General features: G+C 56.4%; 25 protein-coding genes and 1 tRNA gene. 9 read left to right on the top strand and 17 right to left on the bottom strand.

Going from position 1 to position 25,758, the window contains the following annotated elements:
- The first annotated feature begins 70 nt into the window (after positions 1-70).
- The 3 genes from AC2FGC_RS04055 to AC2FGC_RS04045 all read left to right on the top strand — a co-directional run bounded on the left by AC2FGC_RS04055 (position 71) and on the right by AC2FGC_RS04045 (position 3,345).
- On the top strand, positions 71-1,630 hold the full coding sequence (locus tag AC2FGC_RS04055; protein WP_496724524.1) for a trimethylamine methyltransferase family protein: 1,560 nt from the start codon (positions 71-73) through the stop codon (positions 1,628-1,630).
- A 120-nt stretch (positions 1,631-1,750) separates the two neighbouring features.
- Positions 1,751-2,338, top strand: coding sequence for a heme NO-binding domain-containing protein (locus AC2FGC_RS04050; protein WP_496724526.1), 588 nt, complete (start codon positions 1,751-1,753; stop codon positions 2,336-2,338).
- Complete coding sequence (locus AC2FGC_RS04045) at positions 2,335-3,345, top strand: diguanylate cyclase domain-containing protein (RefSeq protein WP_496724528.1); 1,011 nt, start codon at positions 2,335-2,337, stop codon at positions 3,343-3,345. Before AC2FGC_RS04050 ends, AC2FGC_RS04045 begins: the two co-directional genes overlap by 4 nt.
- Before the next feature lie 30 nt (positions 3,346-3,375).
- Here AC2FGC_RS04045 and AC2FGC_RS04040 read toward each other — a convergent pair whose 3' ends face one another.
- The 8 genes from AC2FGC_RS04040 to AC2FGC_RS04005 form a co-directional block, all read right to left on the bottom strand.
- Entirely contained in the window at positions 3,376-4,074 is a 699-nt protein-coding gene (locus AC2FGC_RS04040; RefSeq protein ID WP_496781484.1) for a CbiX/SirB N-terminal domain-containing protein, read from the bottom strand.
- A gap of 70 nt (positions 4,075-4,144) precedes the next feature.
- Entirely contained in the window at positions 4,145-5,077 is a 933-nt protein-coding gene (locus tag AC2FGC_RS04035) for an AEC family transporter (RefSeq protein WP_496737971.1), read from the bottom strand.
- Positions 5,078-5,140: 63 nt separating this feature from the next.
- The gene (locus AC2FGC_RS04030) at positions 5,141-5,938 is read right to left on the bottom strand and encodes an MBL fold metallo-hydrolase (protein ID WP_496724534.1); all 798 of its coding nucleotides are present in this window, start codon (positions 5,936-5,938) and stop codon (positions 5,141-5,143) included.
- Positions 5,935-6,741: a TatD family hydrolase gene (locus tag AC2FGC_RS04025; RefSeq protein ID WP_472723325.1), complete on the bottom strand. Its 807-nt coding sequence runs from the start codon at positions 6,739-6,741 to the stop codon at positions 5,935-5,937. The genes AC2FGC_RS04030 and AC2FGC_RS04025 overlap by 4 nt, the downstream gene beginning before the upstream one ends.
- Complete coding sequence (locus AC2FGC_RS04020) at positions 6,738-7,859, bottom strand: DNA polymerase III subunit delta' (protein WP_496724536.1); 1,122 nt, start codon at positions 7,857-7,859, stop codon at positions 6,738-6,740. Before AC2FGC_RS04020 ends, AC2FGC_RS04025 begins: the two co-directional genes overlap by 4 nt.
- A 7-nt stretch (positions 7,860-7,866) precedes the next feature.
- A complete protein-coding gene (gene tmk / locus AC2FGC_RS04015; RefSeq protein WP_496724538.1) occupies positions 7,867-8,493 on the bottom strand; it encodes a dTMP kinase in 627 nt (208 codons plus the stop codon).
- The gene (locus AC2FGC_RS04010; protein WP_496781482.1) at positions 8,490-9,656 is read right to left on the bottom strand and encodes a D-alanyl-D-alanine carboxypeptidase family protein; all 1,167 of its coding nucleotides are present in this window, start codon (positions 9,654-9,656) and stop codon (positions 8,490-8,492) included. Before AC2FGC_RS04010 ends, tmk begins: the two co-directional genes overlap by 4 nt.
- Positions 9,657-9,672: 16 nt before the next feature.
- Positions 9,673-11,031 (bottom strand): SPOR domain-containing protein, encoded by a 1,359-nt coding sequence (locus AC2FGC_RS04005; RefSeq protein WP_496724542.1) that lies wholly within the window; start codon positions 11,029-11,031, stop codon positions 9,673-9,675.
- Positions 11,032-11,233: 202 nt separating this feature from the next.
- Between AC2FGC_RS04005 and AC2FGC_RS04000 the strand changes: the two genes are divergently transcribed.
- Positions 11,234-11,323 (top strand) — tRNA-Ser (locus tag AC2FGC_RS04000).
- A 375-nt stretch (positions 11,324-11,698) separates the two neighbouring features.
- Here AC2FGC_RS04000 and AC2FGC_RS03995 read toward each other — a convergent pair.
- Genes AC2FGC_RS03995 through AC2FGC_RS03985 form a run of 3 tightly spaced genes read right to left on the bottom strand, consistent with a single transcriptional unit; the run spans position 11,699 to position 14,018 of the window.
- A complete protein-coding gene (locus AC2FGC_RS03995) occupies positions 11,699-13,378 on the bottom strand; it encodes a recombinase family protein (RefSeq protein ID WP_496724544.1) in 1,680 nt (559 codons plus the stop codon).
- The gene (locus AC2FGC_RS03990) at positions 13,375-13,791 is read right to left on the bottom strand and encodes a DUF2924 domain-containing protein (RefSeq protein WP_496724546.1); all 417 of its coding nucleotides are present in this window, start codon (positions 13,789-13,791) and stop codon (positions 13,375-13,377) included. Before AC2FGC_RS03990 ends, AC2FGC_RS03995 begins: the two co-directional genes overlap by 4 nt.
- On the bottom strand, positions 13,788-14,018 hold the full coding sequence (locus tag AC2FGC_RS03985) for a DUF3489 domain-containing protein (protein WP_496724548.1): 231 nt from the start codon (positions 14,016-14,018) through the stop codon (positions 13,788-13,790). The genes AC2FGC_RS03990 and AC2FGC_RS03985 overlap by 4 nt, the downstream gene beginning before the upstream one ends.
- 457 nt (positions 14,019-14,475) lie before the next feature.
- On the opposite strand from AC2FGC_RS03985, the gene AC2FGC_RS03980 reads away from it, so the two are divergent.
- The 4 genes from AC2FGC_RS03980 to terL all read left to right on the top strand — a co-directional run bounded on the left by AC2FGC_RS03980 (position 14,476) and on the right by terL (position 17,782).
- A complete protein-coding gene (locus AC2FGC_RS03980; protein ID WP_496781480.1) occupies positions 14,476-15,771 on the top strand; it encodes a site-specific DNA-methyltransferase in 1,296 nt (431 codons plus the stop codon).
- 90 nt (positions 15,772-15,861) lie between these two features.
- Positions 15,862-16,311: a DUF5681 domain-containing protein gene (locus AC2FGC_RS03975; RefSeq protein ID WP_496724552.1), complete on the top strand. Its 450-nt coding sequence runs from the start codon at positions 15,862-15,864 to the stop codon at positions 16,309-16,311.
- The gene (locus AC2FGC_RS03970; protein ID WP_496724554.1) at positions 16,292-17,080 is read left to right on the top strand and encodes a hypothetical protein; all 789 of its coding nucleotides are present in this window, start codon (positions 16,292-16,294) and stop codon (positions 17,078-17,080) included. Before AC2FGC_RS03975 ends, AC2FGC_RS03970 begins: the two co-directional genes overlap by 20 nt.
- Before the next feature lie 96 nt (positions 17,081-17,176).
- Complete coding sequence (gene terL, locus AC2FGC_RS03965) at positions 17,177-17,782, top strand: phage terminase large subunit (RefSeq protein WP_496781478.1); 606 nt, start codon at positions 17,177-17,179, stop codon at positions 17,780-17,782.
- A 485-nt stretch (positions 17,783-18,267) separates the two neighbouring features.
- On the opposite strand, the gene AC2FGC_RS03960 is transcribed toward terL, so the two are convergent.
- Genes AC2FGC_RS03960 through AC2FGC_RS03935 form a run of 6 tightly spaced genes read right to left on the bottom strand, consistent with a single transcriptional unit; the run spans position 18,268 to position 24,108 of the window.
- A complete protein-coding gene (locus AC2FGC_RS03960; protein ID WP_496781475.1) occupies positions 18,268-18,921 on the bottom strand; it encodes a DUF3299 domain-containing protein in 654 nt (217 codons plus the stop codon).
- An 18-nt stretch (positions 18,922-18,939) separates the two neighbouring features.
- Positions 18,940-20,433 (bottom strand): ABC transporter permease, encoded by a 1,494-nt coding sequence (locus tag AC2FGC_RS03955; protein ID WP_496781472.1) that lies wholly within the window; start codon positions 20,431-20,433, stop codon positions 18,940-18,942.
- Positions 20,433-21,119, bottom strand: a complete 687-nt coding sequence (locus AC2FGC_RS03950; protein ID WP_496781470.1) for an ABC transporter ATP-binding protein — start codon at positions 21,117-21,119, stop codon at positions 20,433-20,435. The genes AC2FGC_RS03955 and AC2FGC_RS03950 overlap by 1 nt, the downstream gene beginning before the upstream one ends.
- 29 nt (positions 21,120-21,148) lie before the next feature.
- Positions 21,149-22,306 carry an HlyD family secretion protein gene (locus tag AC2FGC_RS03945; protein ID WP_496781468.1) on the bottom strand — a complete coding sequence of 386 codons (1,158 nt, stop codon included), beginning with the start codon at positions 22,304-22,306 and terminating at the stop codon, positions 21,149-21,151.
- A gap of 34 nt (positions 22,307-22,340) precedes the next feature.
- Positions 22,341-23,795 (bottom strand): guanitoxin biosynthesis MBL fold metallo-hydrolase GntH, encoded by a 1,455-nt coding sequence (gene gntH / locus AC2FGC_RS03940; protein ID WP_496724566.1) that lies wholly within the window; start codon positions 23,793-23,795, stop codon positions 22,341-22,343.
- 4 nt (positions 23,796-23,799) lie between these two features.
- Entirely contained in the window at positions 23,800-24,108 is a 309-nt protein-coding gene (locus AC2FGC_RS03935; RefSeq protein ID WP_496724568.1) for a hypothetical protein, read from the bottom strand.
- An 81-nt stretch (positions 24,109-24,189) separates the two neighbouring features.
- On the opposite strand from AC2FGC_RS03935, the gene AC2FGC_RS03930 reads away from it, so the two are divergent.
- On the top strand, positions 24,190-25,578 hold the full coding sequence (locus tag AC2FGC_RS03930; protein ID WP_496781466.1) for a tetratricopeptide repeat protein: 1,389 nt from the start codon (positions 24,190-24,192) through the stop codon (positions 25,576-25,578).
- Positions 25,579-25,758 lie beyond the last annotated feature (180 nt).

Raw genomic sequence — 25,758 nt, 5'->3', positions numbered from 1 at the left:
GTCGCAGATAGAGCGGCCACTGGGCCGACTTCTGGGCTTGCTTGATGAAAGCAAGTTCCGGAGGGTTCCAATGGCTGACACAGAGACTCGCAAACGGCGCGGAGGGGGACGGGCAGGTGCGGCGGCACGCAGGGGCAGCGCGGTGATCGACCAAATGCCGTGGAATCCGCCGATCAACATCGACAAACCCACCGAACCGTTGGATCAAGCTGGCATCGAAGCGATCCACGAGGGGGCCATGCGCATCCTCGAAGAGATCGGGATCGAGTTCTACAACGAAGAAGCGCTTGGTATCCTGAAAGAGGCGGGCTGTACGATCAATGGCGACAACGTTCGTATGGGTCGTGACTTTGTGATGGAAATGGTGGCCAAAGCGCCATCAAAGTTCACGATCACTCCGCGGAATCCTGACAAGACGATTGAGGTTGGTGGCAAAACCCTGCTTTTCGGGAACGTCTCCTCTCCGCCGAACTACTGGGATCTTGAGATCGGGACCAAGGTGGCCGGTAACCGTGAGATGTGCCGGAATCTGCTGAAGCTGACACAGTATTTCAACTGTATCCACTTTGCCGGGGGCTACCCGGTCGAGCCGGTCGATATCCACGCCAGCGTTCGGCATCTGGACGTTCTCTATGACAAGCTGACGCTGACCGACAAGGCAATGCATGCCTATTCGCTGGGCAAAGAACGGGTCGAGGACGTGATGGAAATGGTGCGGATCGCTGGGGGTCACAGCCATGAAGAGTTCGAAGCGACCCCGCGGATGTATACCAACATCAACTCGACCTCACCGTTGAAACACGACCACCCGATGATTGACGGCTGCCTGCGTCTTGCGCGGCGCGGGCAGGCGATTGTCGTAACGCCGTTCACACTTGCTGGTGCGATGGCGCCAGTCACGATGGCGGGCGCGGTTGCGCAATCCCTGGCCGAGGCATTGTGCGCAATTGCGCTGTTCCAATATGTCCGGCCCGGAATTCCCTGTGTTATCGGGACGTTCACGTCCAACGTTGACATGAAATCTGGCGCACCTGCGTTTGGAACGCCCGAATATATGCGCTCAACCCAGATGACCGGCCAAATGGCGCGCTACTATGGCTTGCCCATGCGGTCGTCAGGTGTGTGTGCGGCAAACGTGCCGGATGGGCAATCGGTGTGGGAGACATCGAACTCGCTTTGGGCTGCGGTGCAGTCGGGTAGTAACATGGTGTATCACGCGGCCGGGTGGCTTGAGGGCGGGCTGATTGCTAGCCCCGAAAAATTCATCATGGATTGCGAAATTCTGCAGCAAATCCAGCGATACATGCAGCCCGAGATCACAGCGACAGGCCCGGACGAAATCGCGCTGGATGCAATCAAGGCCGTTGGGAACGATGGCCATTTCTTTGGTATTCAGCACACCCAGGACCGCTACACGACCGCGTTCTATCAGCCGTTCCTAAGCGATTGGAAAAATTACGAAGGCTGGGACGTTGCAGGTGGTATCTGGACGGCCGAGCGCGCCCACCACATGTTCAAGGAAATCGTAACCAGCTTTGAGCCCCCGCCGATAGATGACGGGATTCGTGAAGAGCTGGAGGATTTTGTTGCCCGCCGAAAGGACGAGGGTGGCGCGCCGACGGATTTCTAATGTAACAACAATAACTTCCAGATTGAGACTCTGTCGGATAGTCATCCACGCATCGTGTTTTTTGGGTATTTGTTAAGGATTATCTGAGCAGATTGGGGTGTAACCAATTTGGGGCATCTCATGCATGGTCTGATCAATCGGGCAATACAGTCATTTGTTTGCGCGACCTATGGACAACCCTGCTGGCAGCGGGTGACCGAGGCCGCGGGCCTGGGTTTTTCCGAGTTTGAGGCAATGCTGCTTTATGACGACGCCATGACCGCGCAGGTTTTGGACGCGCTAAGTGCTGACTTGAATCGCCCACGGGCCGAGATACTGGAAGATCTTGGAACCTATTTGGTGTCGCACCCGAATATGGAAGGTTTGCGCCGACTGCTTCGATTCGGCGGTGTGACATATGTCGAGTTTTTGCACTCACTGGATGACCTGTCAGACCGTGCCCGACTAGCGGTTTCGGATCTGCGCCTGCCGATGCTGGAGCTGCAAGAGGTGTCACCAGCAGAGTATCGTCTGCACTGCTATTCTGGCCTGCCGGGCTATTCCAGCGTGATGGTGGGCGTATTGCGGGCCATAGCGGATGACTATGGTGCATTGGCCATGCTGTCGCATGAAGGGGCGCAGGGCGAGGCTGAAGTCATCACAATCGTCCTCGTGGAAAGTGCCTTTGCCGAAGGGCGTCATTTCGATCTTGGGGCGCGCAAGTCATGATGCAAGCCTCTGAACTCTCGGCTCTTTTGGACACGTTGTGCCCCATGTTCGTGATGGTGGACAACAAAGGCAGGATCGTAAACGCGGGACCAACGCTGCAAAAGCTTCGCCCGGACCATCCGATGCGGGGTCGCGGTTTTCTGGACGTTTTTGAACTGGTAAGACCACGAGCAGTGACAACGATTTCCGCGCTGCTGTCTCTGCCCGGTGGCAAGGTGCATCTGAAGTTTCACGACGAACCCCGGACCGCGCTGACGGGGCTGGTCGCTCCTTTGCCAAAGGAGAGCGGGGCAATCATCAACCTGTCCTTCGGGATTTCTATCCTGGACGCTGTTCGTGACTATGCTCTGACCAGCGCGGATTTCTCTGGCACGGATCTGTCGATTGAACTGCTGTATCTGGTTGAGGCGAAAACAGCCGCGATGGAGGCGTCGCGCTCACTGAACCTGCGGCTGCAGGGGGCCATGTTGGCCGCTGAAGAGCAGGCGGTGACAGACATGTTGACCGGGTTGAAAAACCGCCGCGCGATGGACGTGGTCCTTGGCCACCTGATCTCGGGCAATTGCGCCTTTGCGCTTATGCATTTGGACTTGGACTTCTTCAAAAGTGTCAACGACCGCCTTGGCCATGCGGCGGGGGACTTTGTGTTGCAACAGGCTGCGTGCATAATGGAGGAAGAGACCCGAAATGAGGACACGGTCGCTCGGGTCGGTGGTGATGAGTTTGTAATAATTTTTAAAGGTCTGGTCGACGAAAATGTCCTCTCTGACATAGCAGGACGCCTGATCAGTCGGCTATGCCAACCCATGATGTTTCAGGGTGCCCCGTGTAGGATTTCGGCAAGCATCGGAACGGCCTTGTCCACGCAGTTCGGCAATCCGGAAGCGGCAGAGCTGCTGAATGCAGCCGATCAGGCGCTGTACGAGGCAAAGCGGCAGGGACGGTCGCGGCATTGTCTGTTCTCGGAGCTTGCGGCCTATGGGTTGAAATCGGCCAGTTCGCAATAACATCTGATCCCACGCGGTCAGTTATTTAGGCTAATCCTGCGTAAAAGCACGCGTCAGAGTTCTCGCAATATGGCGTTTGATTGGGGGAAGCTCTCCGACAACCGGCATCACGTGCCCATTGAACCGCGCTCGCTCTAGCTCCTGTGGCACGTCCTCCAAAACATGCCCGCCCGTGCAAGCAAAGAAGGGCAGGCACAGAGATTGATCGCCAGCCCCGGTCGCGGCTTCAGCAATGGACGGGGCCTCTTCCACAAACCCGACGCGGATGGATTTGAAGGTCACGCACCCGGCCAATTCCTTAGAAAATTCAATGGCGACAGCTGATGGGTTGCGGCTGCGACCCGATCCGTGTGCAGCCAGAACCAGATCGGTTTTGTCCGCGTCCCACCCCTTGCTCAACAGCGTATCCTGCAACGCGCCCGCAGCCAAAGCGGGGAGTTTAGAGTCAACGCCCAGCGGGTCCAGAATTCGGATATTTCCATCACCCAGACGCTTGGGCAGCGCACGTGTCACGAACCACCCCTTGGCCATGAAAAGGGGATAGATGACAGTGTCGTCGGGCAGTTCATCCAAACGAGCCTCCAGCATTCCAGGCGCAGCAAGTGTAGCTGATTGAACGCTGACGCCATCGCAATACGCATCGACCTCTGCCGCATAGGAAGCTAGCGCCGCTTCAGCAGGGGCCGGGTCCGAGGGTTGGCCGTGGGCGACGATCAGGGCGTGCGGCATTTAGGAGTATCCTGTGGCTTTTCAGTTAGGTGTGTCCGGCTGGTGCAAAGTCAATCCATGGGACGTCACGCTATCCTAATAATGTCAGCCAAAGCCAGACTGTCAGGATCGAGACGCCGGTTCCGACCAGAACGGACGAGGCCGCGACTCGTTTTGCGCGTCCGTACATATTGGCAAAGATGTAAGCATTGAAACCGGGCGCCATCGCTGCTGTCAGCACGCCCGAGCGGAACAGGTCCTGCGGCAGACCAACTGTTGAGCCGAATAACCAGACAAGACTGGGATGCAGCATCAGTGATATCGCGCAAACAAAGGCGATGGCGCGCAGGTCGCCTTCGGGCTTGTATTTCACCAGCACTCCGCCAAGCGCGAACAGCGCCCCGGGCAGGGCGGCGCGGGTCACAAGGCCCAGGGCTTCGTCCACGACCGCAGGTATGCCAATACCAGACAGGTTCACTGCAAAACCCAGCGCGATGCCAAGGATTAGTGCATTGCGGAACATGGCCGACAAGATGGATTTGACCATGCGGGGACCGCCCTGGCCGCGATTTCGAATAACCTCCATCACCGTGATGCCAACGCCGTAGCAAAAGGGCGAATGGAAGGCGATGATCGCATAGTTGCCGGTCAGGTTTTCGGGGCCATAGGCGCGTTCGGTAATCGGCAGTCCCAATAGGACAGAGTTTGAGAACAGACAGCAAAACCCTATGGCGACGCAATCTTCCCAATCCCGGCCAAAGATAAACCGTGCACCGAACAGACCGGCCGTGAAGCATAATCCAGCTGCTGAGTAGAAGCTGACCAGAAGCCGAGGATCAAAACTGGCACTCAGATCCAGATGCGAGATTGCAAGGAACAGCAGGCATGGGATTGCAAAGCCCTGGGTGAACTTCATCAATCCATCGATGTGAATTTCCTTGAAATACCCCAACCGGGTCGAGGCATAACCTGCTCCGATCACAAGGAAAACCGGTAGAATGACGTCGATCAGACTTTGAAGCATAGCACCGCTTTGCAGGCTGGGCCGACGCAGAATTGCTGCGTCTCAGGTCGGTTGCGTGGGGTCTTAGAGCGCCTGATGGATCACCATTCCGTCATAGGCAGGGGTGATGTTGTCGGCGGTTTCCGCGTCAACCGTGGCATAGTCCAGATCGATATGCATGTTGGTCAGGACCGCGTGCTTGGGGTTCAGTTGTTCGATCCAGCCCAGCGTCCTTTCCAAATGCGCATGGGTCGGGTGAGGTTTCCGACGCAGCGCGTCGATGACCAGGCAATCCAACCCTTCCATCATCGGCCAGGCCTCTTCGTAGATTTCCGCCACATCCGGCAGGTACGCCAAGTTACCCATCCGGAAACCAAGCGAGTCGATCGAGCCGTGGTTGACCTTGAATGGATGGAACGGAATCGGGCCGCCGGGGCCGTCTACCTCGAACGGGCCGTCGATGGACTTCAGGTCAAGGATTGGCGGATAGGGCGAGCCTTCGGGCTGGACAAAGGCGTAACCGAACCGTCCCAGCAAGGCGTTCTGCGTGTCGCCATCTGCCCACACGGGCACTCGCTCGCGCATGTTGAACACGATCATACGCAGGTCATCGATGCCGTGAACATGATCCGCGTGCGAATGGGTGTAGATCACTCCATCCAGCCGCCCGGTCCCGCTGTCGAGCAATTGGCTGCGCATGTCGGGGGAGGTGTCGATCAGCACCGAGGTTGTACCGTCCGGGCCGTCCCGTTCCACCAGCATTGAACAGCGGCGACGGATGTTTTTGGGGTTCTTGGGGTCGCAATCGCCCCAATGCCCGCCCAGCCGGGGGACGCCGCCGGATGATCCGCAGCCAAGGATGGTGCATCGCAATTCGGTCATGCAGCCGCCTTGTAGGTCGCTGCTTTGGTGAACAACCGGTCAAAATTTGCCTGCGTATGGGCAGCAAAATCGGCGTAGTCCATCCCAAACACCTCGGCCCCTTTGCGCGCAGTGTGGGCGGTATAGGCGGGCTCGTTCCGTTTGCCGCGATACGGGGGGGGGGCCAGGTATGGCGCGTCGGTTTCAACAAGGATGCGGTCGACCGGGGCGCTGGCAAAGATATCGCGAAGCTCTTGGCTTTTGGGAAAGGCCGCGATGCCGGACATCGACAAGTAGAACCCCAGTTCAAGGGCGGCTTTGGCCAGTTCGGCAGAAGATGAAAAGCAGTGCATCACGCAGGAATAGGGCGCGTTGCGGTGTTCCTGGGCCAGAATGCGGGCCATGTCGTCATCGGCGGCACGGGCGTGAATGATCAAAGGCAGGCCAGTGCGTTGGGCAGCCTCAATATGCACCCGCAAGGATTGCTTCTGCACCGCTGCGCTGTCGGCGGTATAGTGATAATCCAGCCCGGTTTCGCCGATACCTACAAATTTGGGGTGCCGGGACAAGGCGACGAGTTCATCGACCGATGCCATCGGCTCATCAGCGGCACTCATCGGGTGCGTTCCAGCCGCGTAGAAGACCGGCGCGTGGGTTTCGGCGATGGCGCGGACGGTTGGTTCGTTCCGCAAGCGGGTGCAAATTGTTACCATGCGGGTCACGCCAGCCTCGGCAGCATTGGCCACGATCTGATCCAGCTGACCTTCGAAATCGGGGAAGTCCAGATGGCAATGGCTGTCGGTGATTTCGGGCGTATTGCTCATCTGCTCTGACCGGCGGTTTCCTGTATCTTGAACACCGTATCTAGGACCAGAGCGGCAGGGTCAAGGTTCACCGCCTGCCCATGACGCGCACGTGCGGTGATCACTGCAGCGACCTCTGCCCATTTGCGGGCCTGCTGCGGTGAGGCAGACAGGCGGGCAAGGGTTTCTGCCTCGTTCGGAGCGGCCTCGGGCATCGGGGCCGCGCCGGTTGCACCGGTCAGCGCAAGCCGGGACAGGGCGACGTCGATCAACGTCAGTAACAGTTCAAACCGCTCGGCCGCGCCACGTTGGGCAGCAGCCTCGGCCAAGGCAAGCGCGCGCTGACGGTCCATTCGGGGCAGGGTGCCCAGAATGGCGATCAGCTCGGCGTAAATCTCAAGCCCGCCCAGGTTTATCAGGCGCACCGCATCACCCACGGACCCGGCAGCCAGTGCAGCCAAATGATCCGCTTGTCCCGGCATTTCTGTGCCGGTCTGCATCAGCGCGGCTTCCATATTCTCAGATCCCAGCGGAGACAGGCGCAGTGTCCGGCACCGCGACCGGATTGTCGGCAACAGACGCGACGGCTGGTGCGAGATCAGCAGCAGGGTGGTGCGGGCCGGGGGCTCCTCGAGCATTTTCAACAGCGCGTTGGCGGCGCTGACATTCATCTCATCTGCGGCATCCACGATCACAACGCGGCGTCCACCGTCAGTCGAGGAAAGGCCGAAAAACTTGCCAAGCTTGCGGATATCATCAACCACAATCTCACTACGCAACCGCCCCTGATCATTCAGAGATCGGGTAATTGCCGCCAAGCCGGGCTCGGCCCCAGCCTGAATACGGTGCGCGACGGGGTGTTCCGGATCGATCTCAAGGCTATCGGGCGGTGGCGGTGCGCCAAACAGCCCATCCTCCTCGGTCGGAGGCGTTGCCAGTAGAAACCGTGCGATCCGCCAGGCCAGCGTCGCCTTGCCAACGCCACGTGGACCGGTAATCAACCAGCCGTGGTGCAGACGTTCCGAGGTGTAGGCGCTCAGAAAAGCCTGTTCCGCCGCGTCCTGACCAAACAGGCGCAGTGTCTCGCGCGGGTGTGGGGCACCGGGTGCCTGATCCGGGGTTGGGGTGTCGTCGCTCATCTATCGTCTATCGCAAAGCTTGCAGAACGATATCTGTCACATCCTGTGCAACCCTGTCCATGTCCCGGTTGCCATCAACCACGCGGAAACGGTCGGAAAATTCATCCGCGAGGGCCAGAAACCCCGCACGCATCTGCTGCTGCAGATCCAGACCAAAATCTTCGAACCGTTCTTCTGTTCCCTGACGCCCCTTTGCGCGGGACAGGCCGGTTTCGGGGTCCATGTCGATCAAGACGGTTAGATCGGGTTCGCGTCCGATCATCAGGTCGTGCAGCTGATCGACCAAACCGCGTAGATCGCCGCGCGACAGGCCCTGATACATGCGGGTACTGTCAGCGAAACGGTCACAGATCACAACTTTGCCTTCGGCCAGCGCGGGCCTGATCGTGCGTTCCAGATGATCACGGCGCGCAGCAGTGAACAGCAAAATTTCCGTTTCCGCTGACCAGCGATCCGGGTCGCCTTCCAGAACGAGGCTTCGGATTTCTTCAGCGCCTGCGGACCCTCCGGGTTCGCGGGTCAGAACCACATCGTGACCGAGGCCGCGCAAATGATCTGCAAGCATGCGCGCTTGTGATGATTTCCCAGACCCGTCAATGCCTTCGAAGGTCAGAAACAACCCAACCTTCGTCACATTGCCTCCAGCGGATTGCCGATCACGTCTTCCAGAACAATACCGCCTACGGTTTTCATGCGCACGACAAACCCGCCAACAGGCACGTCTTTGGCCGCGAACAGTGGGCGGCGGATTTCCGGCAAGCCTTCTGGTGTGATCACCAGCTCAGCCAGTTTTTGCCCTTCTTCCACAGGCGCGTTGATCGGACCTTCATAGACGACTTCGGCCTCAACATTCTTGTCATTGAGAACAGGGAACAACAGGGTCAGATCCCCTTCGGGCACCAGCCCAACAGTTTTTTCGGCGCCCATCCAAATCTGGGCTTCGGCTATTGGCGTTTCGGCGTCGGCAATGGTCCTCTCGACAAAATTGCGAAACGACCAGTTAACCACGGCCTCAGCCTCCTCTGCGCGGCGGGCGGTGCTGTCGAGACCAGTCAGAACAAAGACCACACGACGGTCGCCCTGCTTGGCCGAACCGACAAGGCCATAGCCTGCCTCTTGCGTGTGTCCGGTTTTCAGGCCGTCGGCCCCGATCCCCAGTTTCAGCAGAGGGTTGCGGTTGCGTTTGTTCGACGGCGCACGGCCATCAAATTCAAACTCTTCTTCAGCGAACAGAGGGTAGTATTCGGGGAAGTCGCTGATCAGCCGGTTGGCCAATACGGCAAGGTCATGGACCGACATCATGTGGCCTGCCGCCGGCCATCCGTTCGAGTTGGCGAAGTTCGAGTTGTCCATGCCCATCTGCTTGGCGCGCTGTGTCATGTAGCGGGCAAACCCGGCCTCGGTCCCATCAGGGCTTAGCGCCTCGGCAATCACCACGCATGCGTCGTTACCAGACAATACGATGATGCCACGCAGCAGATCCTCGACGCTGACACGATCCTGCGTGTTCAGGAACATGGTCGAGCCACCATAGCTCATGGCGTGCTCCGACACGGGCAAAGTTTCACCCAGGGTCAGGCGGCCATCGCGCAGCGCCTCAAACGCGACGTAGAGCGTCATCAGTTTGGACATCGACGCAGGCGGCAGGGGCTGGTCGGCTTCTTTTGACAGCAGAACCGTTCCGGTCGTCTGATCGATCACATAGGCCGCGCGGGCGGTTGTGTCGAAAGCGTGTGCGGGCAGGGCAATCAGCGCCAGCCCGAGGGTCAAAACAGATGATCGCAGTGAGGACAGCATGGGGGCCTCCTTTGTTTCAGTTTTTGACGGTGAACGCGTCGTTAAAGCCCAAGTCTTTGACATCGCGTTGCATGGCATTGCGTTCCGAACGCGACGTTGCTGGGCCGACCAGGACCCTCCAGACCGTTTTGCCGTCCGAGGTCAGTTCTCGCACTTCGGCAGGCATTCCGTTGCGGCGGATCTTGTTGGCAGCGCTTTTGGCGTTGGTTTCAACCCCGAAAGTGCCGACCTGAACAAACGGCTTTGACAAAGACGACACCGTGGCCGCGGAGGCTACCGATGCGTCGGCGGTTGTGGCAGAGGGGGTGTTGACCGGTGTGGGTTCGGCTGCGTCAATCGCCGCAGCCGCGCCCGCGATCGGGTCCAGCGGCGTTTCGGTGATTTCATCGGGCTTCTTCTTTTGCCACCATTTACGTTTGGCTGGTTGTTCAGTCGGGGGGGTAACCTCAGGGTCCACCAGTGAAGCCGATGCTGCTTCTGCCGTCGTTTCGACCACCTCAGTCGCTGTGTCGGTCGCCGTATCGGTTGCGGCATCAGCGGCCACGGCCGCTGCAGTCGCGGTACCGGCCGCCGCGGCAGGTTTTTTGCGCTGCCACCATTTGGGCTTGGCCGGTTTTTCAGTCTCTGTAGCGGATTCGACCGCCTCGGTGGCTGTTTCCGCCGCTGTGTCGGTTGCCGTGTCGGTCTCGGCATCTGTGGCTACAACAGCCGCAGTCGCGGCACCGGCCGCTGCAGCAGGTTTTTTGCGTTGCCACCACTTGAGCTTGGCTGGCTGTTCAGCTTCCGCGGCCTCATTTTCGGCGATGACGGTCTTGGACTCATCCGCTGCTGCGGTTTGGGTTTCTTCGACAGGGGTCTCTTCGGCTGCGGGCTTTTCTTCGACCGGCTCAGGCTTCGGTTCGGGCGCCTTGCGACGCAGGGCGACGACATCAACATTTGTAGGTGCACCAGCCAGAATACCCAGCTTTTCGGCCGCAGCAGAGGAAAGCTGCAGTTCGGGTCCCGGCAGGTTTCGCTCGCGGCGGAACAGCGCGGCAGTGACCGTTTTGTTGTTCTTGGGATTTTTGACGCGCACACGTTCGGGCTGTGTCACATCCGGGTGGGCAACCCAAATGCCCCCCAATGACGGGCGGCCGTCCCATAAGCCTGGCTCAGACAGCTGAAACACCTCAGGGGCTTCGACATCATCTTTCGGGCTACCGTCAGGAATGGGGAAAAGGTCGGTCCGGCCGTCTGCTTGGGTATCAGAACTTTGGCTATCTGCTGAGACATTGTCGGGGGAAAGCACCTCATCGCAACCAGCCAAAACCACGGACATAACGGCCAAAGCCGCTAACGCTCGCGGATGTGCGCGTGTCTCTGTCGCTCGCTTCATCTTGTCATCCCTTGCCTGATTGGGCCTCGTTTCCCGAGACCCGCTGCCGATTGCTGGTTCTGTATTGCCAGCCTGCTTCGGTCTTTCCTGCGGATCATAACGCGGCCAAAGTGTCATGGAAAGACCGCAGCAGGCGCTTCGGCAAGAATTCCCTATTTGGTCTTGCCACCGGTTCGCTATGGCCTTAGACCCGGCCCCACGCGGGGAGGTGGCAGAGTGGTCGAATGCGGCGGTCTTGAAAACCGTTGAACGTGAGAGCGTTCCCAGGGTTCGAATCCCTGTCTCCCCGCCACTCATACCCGTCTCAGTTTAGTTGTGTTTTCTGACCCGGAATTGTGCCGCAATTCCCGCGAGTTGGAGCATGCGCTTTCAATCAGAGACAGAGCAGACCGTACACTCAGAGCGCACTTCCGGCGGCAGTCTCAGTGGCGCATTTCGGCGGGGTCGCTTTGGGCGGGATTTCCCTGATAAGCGGCGATTTACACGGAATATTCGTTGAACAGGTCTGAGTTCCGTCATTTCTCATATCGGAACTGCATGTTTTTCAGAGGTTTATGTTGCAAATTCCCTAAAAGGTGGAACAGGGAATTTTCTCGTGGGAACAGAGAATTGTGCTGACGGATCAGGGAGGGCGAACCTTGTATCAGGGACGCCGGATCTGGAGGTGTCAGAAACCGAGCTGTCGCTCCTGTTCGGTCCAATCAAGTGGGTGGGTCTTGCTGACCAGACGCTTGAGTGTGAGTTCGGGCGGCTGGGTGCCGTCGAGAATCGCGGCCTGAATCTTCGGTGAGAGAAAGGCGAGCTGAGCGCGGGTACGGATAAAGGCGCCGGGGACGCTTTCGCGGCGTGCGATCTCCATCAGTTGAACTCCGGCTTTTAGATCGCGCGCCCAGCCATGGGCGCGGACCAGCATGGACCGGAGGTGGGCATCAGGTTGGGGTGCCATATCTCCGGCGATGACCTTGGCCTCGACGCCGCGGCGGCGCAGACCGAAAGATGCGGTGACGTGGGTGAGATCCGGGTGCAGATGGTCCGCAGCAATGCCAACTGCGCTTGCCAGAGTTTTGGGGTTCAATTCGAGGTCGATCTGACCTGGTGCAATTTTGCCTTTGGCCAGAAGAGCAGCGCCGACCTGACCGGCTTGGCGTTGAAGCCGGGTTACTAAATCCGCAACTGAAGTCTGTACCGCCTCCGCTGACCCGGCCTCCGGCTGCGCCAGTACCTGATGCGCGGCGGCGGCGTCTTGCAGATGTCTAACGATGACATCAATGACTGCGTGCTCCAGCGCCGGGCCGGGCAGTCGCCAGCCGGAGGTATCCTTGCCGCCCGAGATCAGTCGATTGGAGATGTAGTAGCGCAACCGTCGGCCTGTGCGCGTGGTGTGGGTTGGCGTCAACCGATCACCAGTTTCGTCCTGCAGCAGACCGGTGAGCCAGGCCCCGGGGTCAGTGGAGTGTTGACACGCATGGGAGCCGTCGCGTGCTCGGGAACGATTGGAGGCCTGCCGCATTTTCTCCTGCACCTGGTCCCAAACGCCCTGGTCGATGATCGCCGGGTGTTGTCCGTTCCAGATCTTATCCTTGTGGCGGACTTTTCCGAGATAAACCGGGTTGCGCAGCAGGTAATAAATCTGGCCGCGTGACAACGGAAAATCCCCCTTCACACTGCCATCTGTCCGAATGACCCGTTTTGACCGGAGGCCTTCTGCTGTTGCCCGTTCTTCTACTTTGCGCAGACAACCCAGTTCCTCATAAAGACCAAAGAGAAGCCGGACCGTTCTGGCCTCCTCTTCATCTACCACCAGCGTTCTTGCCTTCGGATCGGGGTGGCGGTCATAACCAAGGGGCAGGTTACCACCCATCCAGAGCCCTTTTTTCTTGGAGGCGGCAATCTTGTCACGAATACGTTCCGCAGTGACTTCCCGTTCGAACTGGGCAAAGGACAACAACACATTGAGGGTCAGCCGGCCCATGGACGATGAGGTGTTGAAGGCCTGTGTAACCGAGACAAAAGAACAGTTCGCCTTCTCCAACCGTTCGACCAGCTTGGAGAAATCGGCGAGCGATCGGGTCAGCCGGTCGATCGTGTAAACCACAACCATGTCGATACGCCCGGCATCGATCTCTTCAAGAAGACGCTGAAGGGCAGGGCGCTCTAGGGTGCCGCCCGACAGGCCACCGTCATCGTAGCGGACTGGCAATAAGGTCCAGCCTTCATGTCGCTGGCTGGCGATATAGGCTGCGCAGGCCTCATATTGCGCGTCCAGGGAATTAAAGTCCTGATCCAGACCATCTTCTGAGGACTTGCGCGTGTATATGGCGCATCGGATTTTGCGGCGCGGGCTCATTTGGCCCCCTTGCTGCTGAGCCTAAAGAAACGCGGCCCTGACCAATGCGCGCCGGTAATCTCTCGGGCGATGGCGGAGAGCGAGCGATAGGACCGACCGTTCCAAGTGAAGCCGTTCCCTGTCACATCGACCATATGGGTCACGCCATTCCACTCGCGCAGCAAGCGCCCACCGGGTTTTAGGGTAGGACAGGCAGGCCGGGGCTTCTTCTCAGCGCCCTTGTCCAGCGTGGCTTTGACCTGCCGGGGTAGCCCGCCATGACGGCGGAACTGCATCTCAAAGGCGATAAAACGGCGCAGGAAGGGTTGGCTGAGCATGGCCGGGGTGGGTTGATCAAACAGTTGTTGCCAAATCGTGACCAGATCCGATCGACCCATGGCGGCGAGATCGGCGACATCGCTAGTCGTGGTCATGACTCTTCTCCTGTTCCCACCGTCAGGTGATATGTGGAAGGCCCATGTGGTTTGTCGGATGTCCGCCGTTCAATTGTGACGCCTTTCTTCCGCAGACTGCTTAGAGCCGCTCGGACCGAATGAGATTGCCACCCTGTTGTTTTGCAGAACGCCTCAAGGCTGGCGCTACTCGGGCGGCGCAACAAGGCTTGTACCTTGTCAATTTTGGTTTGTTTGGATTTGGACATGTATTGTCTCCTCTGATCTTGGGTCAGCGAGATGCCGAACCCCGGTACCGAGGAGCGCCCGAATGGCTCGGGCGTAGAACCAGTGATGCGTGGTTTATAGCAACAGTCCAGCCCTTTCTTGAGCAGCCTCAGAAGGGGTGTGTTTTGCAGGGCGCTGCTGCTGTACCCCCGATTATTCGTCAACAATCTTAATTGGTTACGATTTGGTTACTTTTGGTTTGGGGGTTGCGTCTCGTATTGATGACACCTACATTTGGCTCAATCGCCCGGACTATCAGGGCGGGAAACTGCTCCCGCAGGCAGCACTCATTGGAAACACAGGTTTCCGCAGAGAGCATTCGAAGGGGCAACGAACCGGATCGATTGGTCCGGAGAGTTGCTACTCGTGCTCTCTCCAAATTCCCAACACGATCCCTTCTTGTCGACGCTAAAGAGCGTCAAACGAAAGGAGGCGGTTATGCCTGCCAAGAAAACACAAAGTGACGTTCAGGCGTCCAACTCGCCGATCTGGATGGCGGACAAAGTCATCCAATCTCAGATCAGCCAGATCAAGCCCTACGCCAACAACAACCGCGTGCACGCGGCCAAGAATATCGACAAGCTGAAAGCGTCGGTGGCCCAGTTTGGCTTTGTCACACCGATCTTGTTGGATGGTTCGGGCACAATCATCGCGGGGCATGGCCGCTATGAGGCCGCCAAGGCCCTGGGGTTGACGTCCGTGCCGACTGTTGTCGCGGATCACTTGTCAGACGCAGAAGTGCGTGCTCTGCGCATTGCGGATAACAAGCTGGCGGAATTGTCGGACTGGAACGAGGCGGCGCTGCAGATCGAGTTTGCCAAGCTGATGGATCTCAGCCTTGATGGCGAGCTCGATTTTGATCTGGATATCACCGGGTTCGAAACGCCGGAGATCGACTTCATCATCGACGCTGCGAGCGAGGCTGCGGAGACCGAAGCTGAAACTGTAGACAACCCGGACGCTGCGGCACCTGTCATCACGCAGCCGGGCGACCTCTGGCTTCTCGGAGATCACCGCATCTTCTGCGGGGATGCCTTGCAAGCCCAGAGCTACGACACCTTGCTGGATGGCGAGACACCACAGATGATCTTCACTGATCCGCCTTACAACGTACCGGTCAATGGGCATGTCCGCTGTGGCACCGGTGGCGATCACCGCGAGTTTGCCATGGCGTCGAGAGAAATGTCGGATAGCGAGTTCCGCGGCTTTCTTTCAGGCATGATCACCCAGTTGTTTGGCCGTCTGCGAAACGGGGGCATTGCGATGATCTTTATGGATTGGCGTCACATTGAAGAACTGATTGCAACGGGCAAGGCAGGCGGTTTCGATCTCATCAATCTTTGCGTCTGGAATAAGACGAACGGAGGCATGGGCAGCCTTTATCGCTCCAAGCACGAGCTGGTTTGCATCTTCAAGAAACCAGGTGCGGCGCATATCAACAATGTGGAGCTGGGAAAACACGGGCGTAACCGGACCAACGTCTGGGATTACGCCGGTGTGAACAGCTTTGGGGCAGGGCGCGAGGATGATCTCGCGGATCATCCCACAGTAAAGCCAACTGCACTGGTGGCAGATGCCATCATGGATGTGAGCCATCGCGGCGAAGTTGTGCTGGATACTTTTGGCGGTTCTGGCGCGACCTTGCTGGCAGCTGAGAAACCGGACGCCGGGCGCGGCTCATTGAGCTCGACTCTGTTTACGTCGATGTCGCTATCTGCCGTTGGCAGAAGATGACCGGTGAGAGCGCCGTGCACGCGGTGCCAGGCGAGACGTTCGATGCGCGTTCTGCCGCCAACGACACCACTTCAGAACAGGAGGTGGGTCATGTCTGACGATACGAAAGAGTATGAGGTCGGCTACGGCAAACCGCCCAAAGCAAACCAGTTCAAGAAAGGCCAATCCGGCAATCCGAAAGGGCGGCCGAAAGCGTCGAAAAATGTCGGGTCGATGCTTGAGGAGGTCTTCTTTCGGAAAATCTCAATCACCGAGAATGGATCACGCCGCGAGGTCACGATGCTGGAGGCAATCCTGCGCCAGCTGGTGAATGGGGCGGTTAAAGGCGAGATGCGTTCAATTGACCGGGTTCTGAAGCTGTTGCCCGCGGTTCAGGAGGCGCGCGCCGCAGAGTTGGCGGGTGGCGAAGGTGCATCAGCGGCCGACCCCGGTTCAGACCTGGCCGCCCTGGAAGTGCTGGCGGATATGTTTGGAAGCGATCCGGATCAGCTTTTTGCCAGCATCCAGGGAGGCATCGACGATGAATGCCCTGAATTCTGATGATCGCAAAAGGTTGGCAGAGGCTGCGATGCGCGAAAACCTCTACGCGTTCCTTGCGGGTAGTTTTGGTATCTTGTGTCCGGGCGAAAAGCTTGCCCGGGCGCCTTACCTGGAGGCTATGTGTTACGCCCTTCAGCGTGTGGCCTCCAGTGAGTGCCAACGGTTGATGATCTCGATAGCCCCTCGCCATCTGAAATCGATCTGTGGATCTGTTTTGTTGCCAGCCTTTGAGCTTGGACGCGATCCGACAAAGAAAGTGGTTGTTGTCAGTTACGGCAAAGATCTGGCGCGCGAACATGCCGAACAGTTTCGACGGCTGGTGACCAGCCCGTTTTATCAGCGCCGCTTTCCAAAGATGAAGGTCGATCCCAAACACAACCGGTTCGAACATATGAAAACCACTAAAGGAGGCGGGCGCAAATCGGTCTCTCTTGGCGGCGGCATAACTGGCTTCGGTGCAAACCTCATTATCATCGATGATCTGGGTAAACCCTCCGAAATGCGCCACGATACGTACCGGCAGGAGTTGCGTGACTTCTTCGACCAGACCCTATTCTCACGGCTGAACGACAAGCGCACGGACCGTATTGTCTCGATCCAGCAGCGATTGCACCCGGATGACTTCTCCGCCTACCTTTTGGAAAAGGACACGTTTGACGATCTGTGTTTGCCGTCGATCGCGGAGATCCCGGAAGAGATCTCGCTCTATAACAATCGCGTGTTGAAGCGTCGGCCAGGAGACTTGTTGAACCCAGAGCGGGAACCGTAGGAGGTTCTTGATCGGATCAAGGCCGACATAGGCAATTTTGCCTTCCAAGCACAGTATCAACAGAACCCCACAGACGGTGAAAACGAATTTCTCTCAATGTCCGACTTGCATCTGGTGGATACCTTGCCGGATGAAAGCGTGTTTGTACGACGCGTTCAGAGTTGGGATACGGCGGCGAAGGAAGGTCCGCGTTCTGACTTTACGGTGGGGCTGACGTTTGGTTGGCATGCGTATGAAGAGAGATGGTATTTGCTCGACGTCTTTCGTGCTCGAACGAATTATACTGAGGTGCGGAACGCTGTTCTTCGATTGCGCAAACAGTGGCGCGCGGATCGGGTCCTAATCGAGTCCTCGGCCATGGGCATCCACCTTCTGGATGAATCGAAACGCACCGCAGCAGGTGTTTACATGCCCGTCAACGTGGTCACGAGCAAACTGGACCGCTTCATCCCACAGACCGACTGGATTAAATCTGGCAAGTTAGTCATCCCTACGGACAAGCCCTGGTTTGATGAGTTCCGTAGGGAACTGCTGGGGTTTCCGGATGCACTTAAAGATGATCAGGTGGATGCGCTGACCCAGTTCGCCGAATACATGCGTCGTAGCCAAGGGACATATCTCGATACAGATCCTTACACTGGCCGGCGCCAAGGCAACTATCGACCCGAACGACCAAGAAGGGAAGATCGCATGCGGTTCTGACACCACGCGAGGGCGCTTTCCAGCGACCTGGGGTTGTATATCAAATCTTCGACCTCGAACGTCTGCGATGAAGCGCGAAGCTGCCGTTAGGGCTAACTGCAGCGAATGTCTGCGCTGAGCCCAAACTAACGGATGCTGCGACACGCACGAATGGCGGCTTACAAGCGCGGTATGCGAGTCAATTAAGAACTCTGATCAATAAGTCAAAAAGACAACATGATCGATCAAGAGCAATGAAAAGGAGTTCTCGCTACTTATGATAAGCTGATTAACCAGCGTGCGTTGCCGGGTGTGCTTGTGAAACCCGTACGCGCAGAATGGTGTGATCACAAATTGGCCGATCATGTCAAAAAGTCGCCGTTTTGATCATTAAGGAGCTTCAGATGAGATTTGCAGCGTCATATCTGCACGAACCAACGATTCTGCTACAAGGGGGCAAATATGTATTCCGGCGAAGCCGAAGAACGGGCCCCTAGTCTGGCTGATCAGTCATAGATTTCTACTGCCAGCGCATCCATCGCATATGAAGTTTCGATATTGGCTTGGCCATCTACATAGTTGAGCGATTGGGATCGACGGAGTGCCCGCATTTCTCCGCTTATCCAGACTGGCTTATATAACTCATCGATTTCGAAGCCTTGTTCGTATCGCACATAAACCATCTGATTGGCTGGAGGTGGTGGTGTGTGAATGCAGGCTCCAACTGTCGGAACCAGAAGGAATTCGACCGCCTTCTGGTCGACAATATCCAGGGGAAGGAGATAGCCGGGAAGGCGCACGTTCTCTCCCAAAAGGTCAAGGTTCGGTTCGCGCGCGGCAATCAACCGTTGGTTCATCACAATTTCGCGTTGTTCAAACAACCAATCTGGGTCAAGGCCTTGAGATACGAGGTCTTCGCGTATCTGAAACGCTTCGGCGCGCTTCTCGTCATCCGCAGTGTCCGCATGCAGAACCTCAATCCGATAAAGCATGGCCAACGCATTGACCTGAGAATATTCTAGGGTGGTAAAAGGATCGTAGTAGGGCCGCTCTTCAGGAAGGAGATCCTGCCAACTTATGTTGCGCGGATCCGCTGCTAGAAGAGGCCCCGCAATCGCAAGGGCGAATAAGATATTCAGAAAATGCGCAATGGTCTTCATTTCAGCGGATCCTTTTATTCAAAGCCGCACCGACAGTCCGTCTGATAGCGTCATACGGTACACCCTTAACGCAGGTATAATACTGGCAAGAAGACCAGAGCAGAAAACGAGGGCTATGAGAAGAACCTCGCGAAAACTCGGCACGCCAACACCGATGCGAAGCCCAAAATTTGCGGCAAGAAGCGGATCTATCACGAGCGTGAGAGCGCTGAGCGCGATTACTCCAAGCACGATACCGGCCGACAACAATAAAACGGCTTCAAGCAAGATCAGGGAAAAGACGCCGGCTGGTGTTGCGCCCACGGATCGAAGGATCGCAAATTCACGCCGCCGGTTGTCGAGTGAAGCAGACAACATGACCACCATGCCAATCATTCCAGCCACTGCCACAGCGCCTGCCATCAGACGCAGCGCAGTCTCGGCCGTACTGGTAATCGACCAAAGCTGCAGCAGCGCAACATTAGGAAGAACAGCGGTCAGTGCCTCGTCGCGATGGTCTGCCAGTTGCCGTTGAACTGAAAGCACCGCCGTTTTCTCCTTCAGCCCGGCAAAAATCGCGTTGATGGTCCCCGGTTCATGATCATGGCCATCGTGATCGTGCCCGTCAGAGGTCGTGACAGTTTGCCCCTCGTCTTCATGGCCGCTTCCGTGAGCATGACGGTCGTCATGATCCCGATGCCCTTCTTCGTGCTCGTCAGGGTCGCTGTGCTCCGCATGGTGATCGTCTTGTCCATGGCTTTCGCCATGATTCACATGCCCGTCAGCAAATTCGCTGTCTGCGTGATCTTCGCTCTGGGAATGCGCGGTGTTATGGTCTTCGTGTTCTCCGACGACCTCAGGTGCTTCGATCAAAACGAATGGGTCCGCAACCTCTGATGCAGGTTCTTCGTGCAAGGCGTCAAAACCCTCGAGTGAGACAAAAACCATTCTGTCGACGGCCGTCTCGGTATGCCCCAGCACGCCGGTCACTGTGAATGGCGCTTCGTCGTGCACATCAAAGGCGACTTCCCCTGAGCCATGGGCATTCACGATTTCAGTACCTGACGTGTACCCGAAAGCCTGAGCAACTTTTGCTCCAATCACTGCGCCATCTGGAGATTTAAACGGAACACCTTCAGCAAATATCAGTTGCCGGCCGCCACTATGACGAAAGTGGTCAAAATATTGCTCGGACGTTCCGATCACGGGATATCCACGATGGTTGTCACCCATCATGATTGGCACTGTCCAGCTTATCTGGGGCAGATCTTCGATCATCTCGTAGCTGTCCCAGCTGATACCAGCGCCAGTTGTGCCGACACCAAAAACCGTTGCCATCAGGATCTGCACATCGTTTCCGCGTGCCGCAATGATCAGGTCGATCCCTGATGCAGAATTGGCAAAACCCGCTCGTGCCTCCGTTCGCAGTCGTTCAACCCCAACAATCAAAGCCACGCTCAAGGCAATGCTAAGAACAGTTAACGCAGCGATAAAGCGGCGATTGAGAAGGCTTTTATAACAAAGATTGAACATCACGTTTTGCCCGCGTTCAGCATCGGCAAGTCAACGCTCCGATCGAAGTGTTTTTCCAGGCTGCGATCGTGGCTGACAAATAACAAACTCGCCCCTGATGCTTTGCATTCCTTCAACAACAACTGGACAAACGAGCCTTTTGCGTCCTCATCCAAAGCCGAGGTGGGTTCATCCGCCAAAACTACTTCAGGCGCCCCTATCAGAGCACGCGCCGCCGCAACGCGTTGTTGCTGCCCAACACTCAGTGCGCTGGCAGGTCGATTGATCAGCGCAGCATCCTCAAGACCCAGATCACTTAGCAACCGTGTTGCGGTAGCTTTGGGGTCTGGCCCCGACCGATTGCGCCGTTGCGCTGAAAACCGGCAGGGCAGCAACGTGTTTTCAAGCGCACTGAGCCAAGGCAAGAGATTAAAGACCTGGAAAACAATCCCCAAATGATCCACGCGAAAACGGTCACGATCACCTCCGGCCAAAGCGCCGACATCCGTGCCTGCAACGCGAACCGCGCTTTGCGGTACATCGATCACGCCAGCAATTGCCGAGAGCAACGTGGTCTTTCCGCTGCCACTGGGGCCTCTCATAAACACGCTTTCCCCGACCTCAAGATCGAAGCTATCGACTGAGAGAACCGGGTCAGGTTGACCGGGCCACCGAAACACCAAGGATTTGAGTTCAACAGTTTTCATTGATGACACAGATGCTTTGGCTTAGTTTTTCAAAGATAATTGAGCTTTTTAGTGATCCAGAAAAGGATCTCTGCCAAAACACCAATGGCTCCGGCTTTGTCTGTCTTGACCAAAGCTGTTCCTGACGTTCCAAATTGCAAGGAATTACTGTCTGCATCTGCAGGTAGTTCAACCAATACGATGTAGCTGGATATCCCGGCTAGTTCGCGCAATGAGGGAAGGCCTGATCTAAGATCAACAGTACCTTCGACAGTTCCGACCGGAAAATCGGAAATACGGCCGGTAATTTCTCCACCGGGTTCCGTTCTAAATGCCAGCCGGATTTCATCACCGACCGAAACATTAGCGCGACTGGATTGGGGCAGAGTTGCAATTACTGCATAGTCCCCAGGTTTGACAAAAGTTATTGCCCCTTGTAGCGGAGTGGCGCGGTTGCCTGGTCGGAGTGATACAGCCGTGACAACGCCGTTTCCCGGCGCTTTTACAACTGTTTGCTCTAAATCCCAAAGAGCTTGCGCAAGTGTCTGCTCGGCCTCCACAACACCTGCGTCACGCCCGTCGATCTTCGCGGCGATACGTCGCTCAAGGCTTGTCTTCCGGGCTTCTGCTGCGCGGATATTCGCGGTCAACTGGTCGATGGTTGAGACAGCTTCTTGCAGTTGGAACGTGGTTGATGCCCCGCGTTCTTCCAAACGGATGATGTCATCACGACGCTGAATTCCGAAAGTCAGCTGAGCAGTCAGGGATTCAATCTCGGCCTCGGCAGCTGATAAATCTGATACCAGTTGATCGGCAGATGACTTTGCAGTTTCCAAGACAGCTTCGAGCCGGGAAACCTCGGCTTTGAAAACCTCATTATCTATCCGGAATAGGGTCTCGTCCTTTGCGACTTCCTGGTTTGGCTCCACAACGACTTCTGTAACCGTGCCCGCCACGTTCGGAGCAATATTCGTTGAAACACCCTGAATGGATACCGGGCCAGTCGGAGTTGAGTGGTTCAGCGCACCGATGACCACCAGAGCGATAACAGCGGCTACACCGTAAACCAGAGTTTTCCAGAATCCATTCCAGGGGAGAAGGTGAAACTTGGAAAAGACCAGCCAGACTATTCCAAAGTAGAGGCCGAGTACGATTAACAAGACTTCATTCCTTCGTGATGTTTCCGGAAAATTCGAACGACCACCCAAACTTACGAGTGATCGCCCTGTTTGTCATGATGACTTAGTTGTCACCTTGCTCTTCCAACACTTTGCGGTTGGCTTCACGATGGCGCCACGCCGCGCCCATACTCTCTTTCAGATTTTCGGGAAGCGCTTCCAGAGGAACAACAAGGTCGTCATCAACTGGCCACTCTGTCAGCAGCTCAGGATGATATCCCTCGGGATAGTACAGCTTAGGATCGATCTCCATATCGCGCACGTAGGGTTCTTGAATGTCTTCGCGCCGATGGGGTGGCTTCGGCACGATCAATTGACCATTGCTAAAGTCAAACTGCGGCGCACGTGAGTTTGGAAACTCGGGCAATATGCCTTCGCGAACCCATATCTGATCTTTGGTGACGTTCACAACGATCCCGTCAGGCGCTCCAAAGTGATAGGGGCCTTTCCAATGCTCTCGGATTTCCGCTACGGTTTCCTCGATCTGATAGGGGTCATAGCTCATGTGAGTGTTCATCAAAAGCCTGGGTTGCACCAGGTTGGCAATGTAGCCGGCCGCATAGCTGGGCGTGTGATGGGTATCGACGGTATACCGCCCGAGGAATGGCGGCACGCCTTGAACTCCGGATGAGATTTCGATGATTTCCTGCTGCTGTTCCGTGACGAAGACATCACAGCCTTTGGCAAAAGGAACATCGATCATGTTGGGTCGACCGTCACCCGTCCAGATGAAGCACATGCCATTCCAATCCATCCGGTATCCGGACGCACCGTCCTTGGCATGGCTTCTTTGCCAGTGTGTGACTTTGACCCCGTCTTCATCATAGATCACGCCACCATTGTCACGGAAATCAAATTCGTTGACTTCGATGTCCCAACCTTTGCCAACGGGAAAGACGCTGAACGCATCCCGGTGCCAGCCGGTCATCATTTTCATGCCTTCTACCATCGTTGCGGTGCCGTACTCCTTGGTGCGGCCGGATGGGCCGTGGACCGTCAACTGCTCGTGCCATCCACCTGCCCAGGTTCCGAACATCCACAGGTACGGCAGCCCACCAAAGTGGTCCACGTGCAGGTGCGTGATGAAAACATCGGTAATTTCATTCAGTGCATATCCACTGGCAATGATGTTCGCTGGTGAGCCTTCACCAATGTCAAACATGAAAATCTTACCGTTACCCAGCTCAACAAGAATTGCTGTGTTCATTTGCCCAGGGCGAATGAACGGGGCAGATCCCATGAAGATAATTCTCATCTCGTTGGGCTGTACATCTTCTGTGCGTGGGAACCAGTTCGCCGCACTTTTCAACCACGGTTGAGGAGAGATGCCCTCAAAGGTCAGACCCTCTTTCCAACGTCCCATTGGGACGCCGCCAGTCAGTGCGGCCTCAATATCTTCTTGGGATGAGGGCTCCTGTACCGGAGGAGCCTGACCGAACGCATTTGTGGCGAACAATGTCGCTGCGACGGCGAGTGCGCTGAGTGACTTAATTGACTTCCTCTGTCTGTCTTGCAGCATATTTTCAGTCCTTTGTTCGAGCCTGGGTGAATATGGGAACCACTTCTGAAATGGCTTTCGGGACAATCTCTGAATTGGTGAATCGAGAGAGATGCTCGGCGATTTCCTCGGCCAGCCCGTCTAGGCTTTCGGTGACAGGATCGATCAGACATGGTGACGTCTGCTCATTGACCTTCCGGACCCTCTCCAACTCGGTTGAGAGCAACTCGAAGTCATCGCAAAGTGCCTCGAATCCACGATGGTTCTTTCGCATGACGCGGATGCGGCTGATTTGGTCCGGAAAAGCGAGCTCTAGTAAGTTGATGTCCGTCATTGCCCTGGCGCCTAGTCCATCTCTAGGCACCAGGCTGAGGGCACATCGCGCAACGCGGAAGGGTTACACCGTGAAATTAGGGTGACATTCAAATATTCATTTGACAGTATGGAGTTGAAAATACAGAGAAACTTGAAGTTTCAGATGCCCGACAGAGAATTGACCATTGATCCGGAACGTCACGCGACCCGTGTGAAGTACGCGCTGGACCAGGTATTGGCGAGTGACATATTTGGCAAGGCGGAACGCCTTCGGAATTTTCTGAGCTACGTTGTCGAAGAGGCCATTGCGGGTAGATCCGAGGCTATTCTTGGCAAAACAATCGCTCAGGATGTTTACTTCAAGAGTTTTGCCAGTGATGACGGCCACATCAACGTTGTTCGTGTGGATGCGGGGCGGTTACGGCGGAAACTTCAGCAGTACTATGAAACGGCAGGTGCTGGAGACGATCTGCGCATTCACATTGATAGCGGCGGCTACGCGCCTTGGTTCGAGGACCGCTCTGGTACAATTCAGAGCAATGTCGATCACACGCCATTCGGGTCAGGATTACCCTGGCTGATTGGCATCCCTGCTGTCACCATAGGTATCATTGCTCTTGCTTACATCTTGGGCGGGCGCATGGAACAGATTGTTGATCTAAACCCAAAGACATCCGCGCGCTCACTTGAGCGACAGGCTCTATCCGCTAAATCACCCGCTGCAGTACAGGCGTCAAACTACTGCGATCAAGCTCGGGGCCTGCTCTTTCCAATCGCAACTATCGATAACCAGATCCTGGCCAGCGACATATTTAGAATGGCAATAAATGAGGCTCCCGATTTTTACTGTGGATATGCCGGATTGGCCCATAGTCTGGGAACCCAGGCTCTACTAACGCGAAGCGAGGAAGAGCGTGACGCGCTGATACTGAATTCAGGACAAATGGCACAGAAAGCTGTGGACATTGCGCCCTCAAACGGCTGGAGCCAATCGGCAATGGCATGGGTATCTTACGTTTCTCGCGACTATGACAGAGCATTGGAGTATTCAGCACTCGCCCAGTCGCTTCGACCCAATGACGGAAACGTTCTGGACTTTCGCGGCGTGATACTACTGGTTATGGGTCGCTTTGAAGAAGCGTATGACGTCAGCGACCCAAGCCACCCCAGAGAGATAGGAAGTCATCGGTTTGCCCACAGGAACATTCACGCGGTTGCCAGTTTTCACATCGGTGAGTTTAGGGAAGCAATCGCGTCTTTGAAATTTGCGAGTGACAATGGGGACCCGGTCAGCGCGCTCTCTTTGGTTTATTTGGCGGCTGCCCATCAGAGTTTGGGTGAATTCGAAGAAGCAAAGGCAACACTAAAACAACTTAAACAGTCCTGGCCAGAGTTCAGGCCAGATCTTGTACTAGCTGTGTTTTATTCCAGTCCAGATTTATCAGAAGAGGTGATTTCAGCCTTAACGGATGCGGGATGGCGGTTTTAAGATATACCCTTTCGAGCCATGGTTGGAGACAGGCCCACGTACGTAAAGTGTGTTTTACCGCCAACACAAGCGAACATACCTTGGTAGTTTTATTGAACGCCGAAAGCGGTTCTCTGATCGCGGTATTGTCAAGGGCGTTGGATTTGTTGTCCGCCGGGGTCTTGGTTCTCTCCGAAGTCA

Source organism: Ruegeria sp. CDSC054 (genome assembly GCF_059610645.1).
Note: the sequence above shows the minus strand (reverse complement) of the source record. Positions and strands in the feature narration are given on the sequence as shown.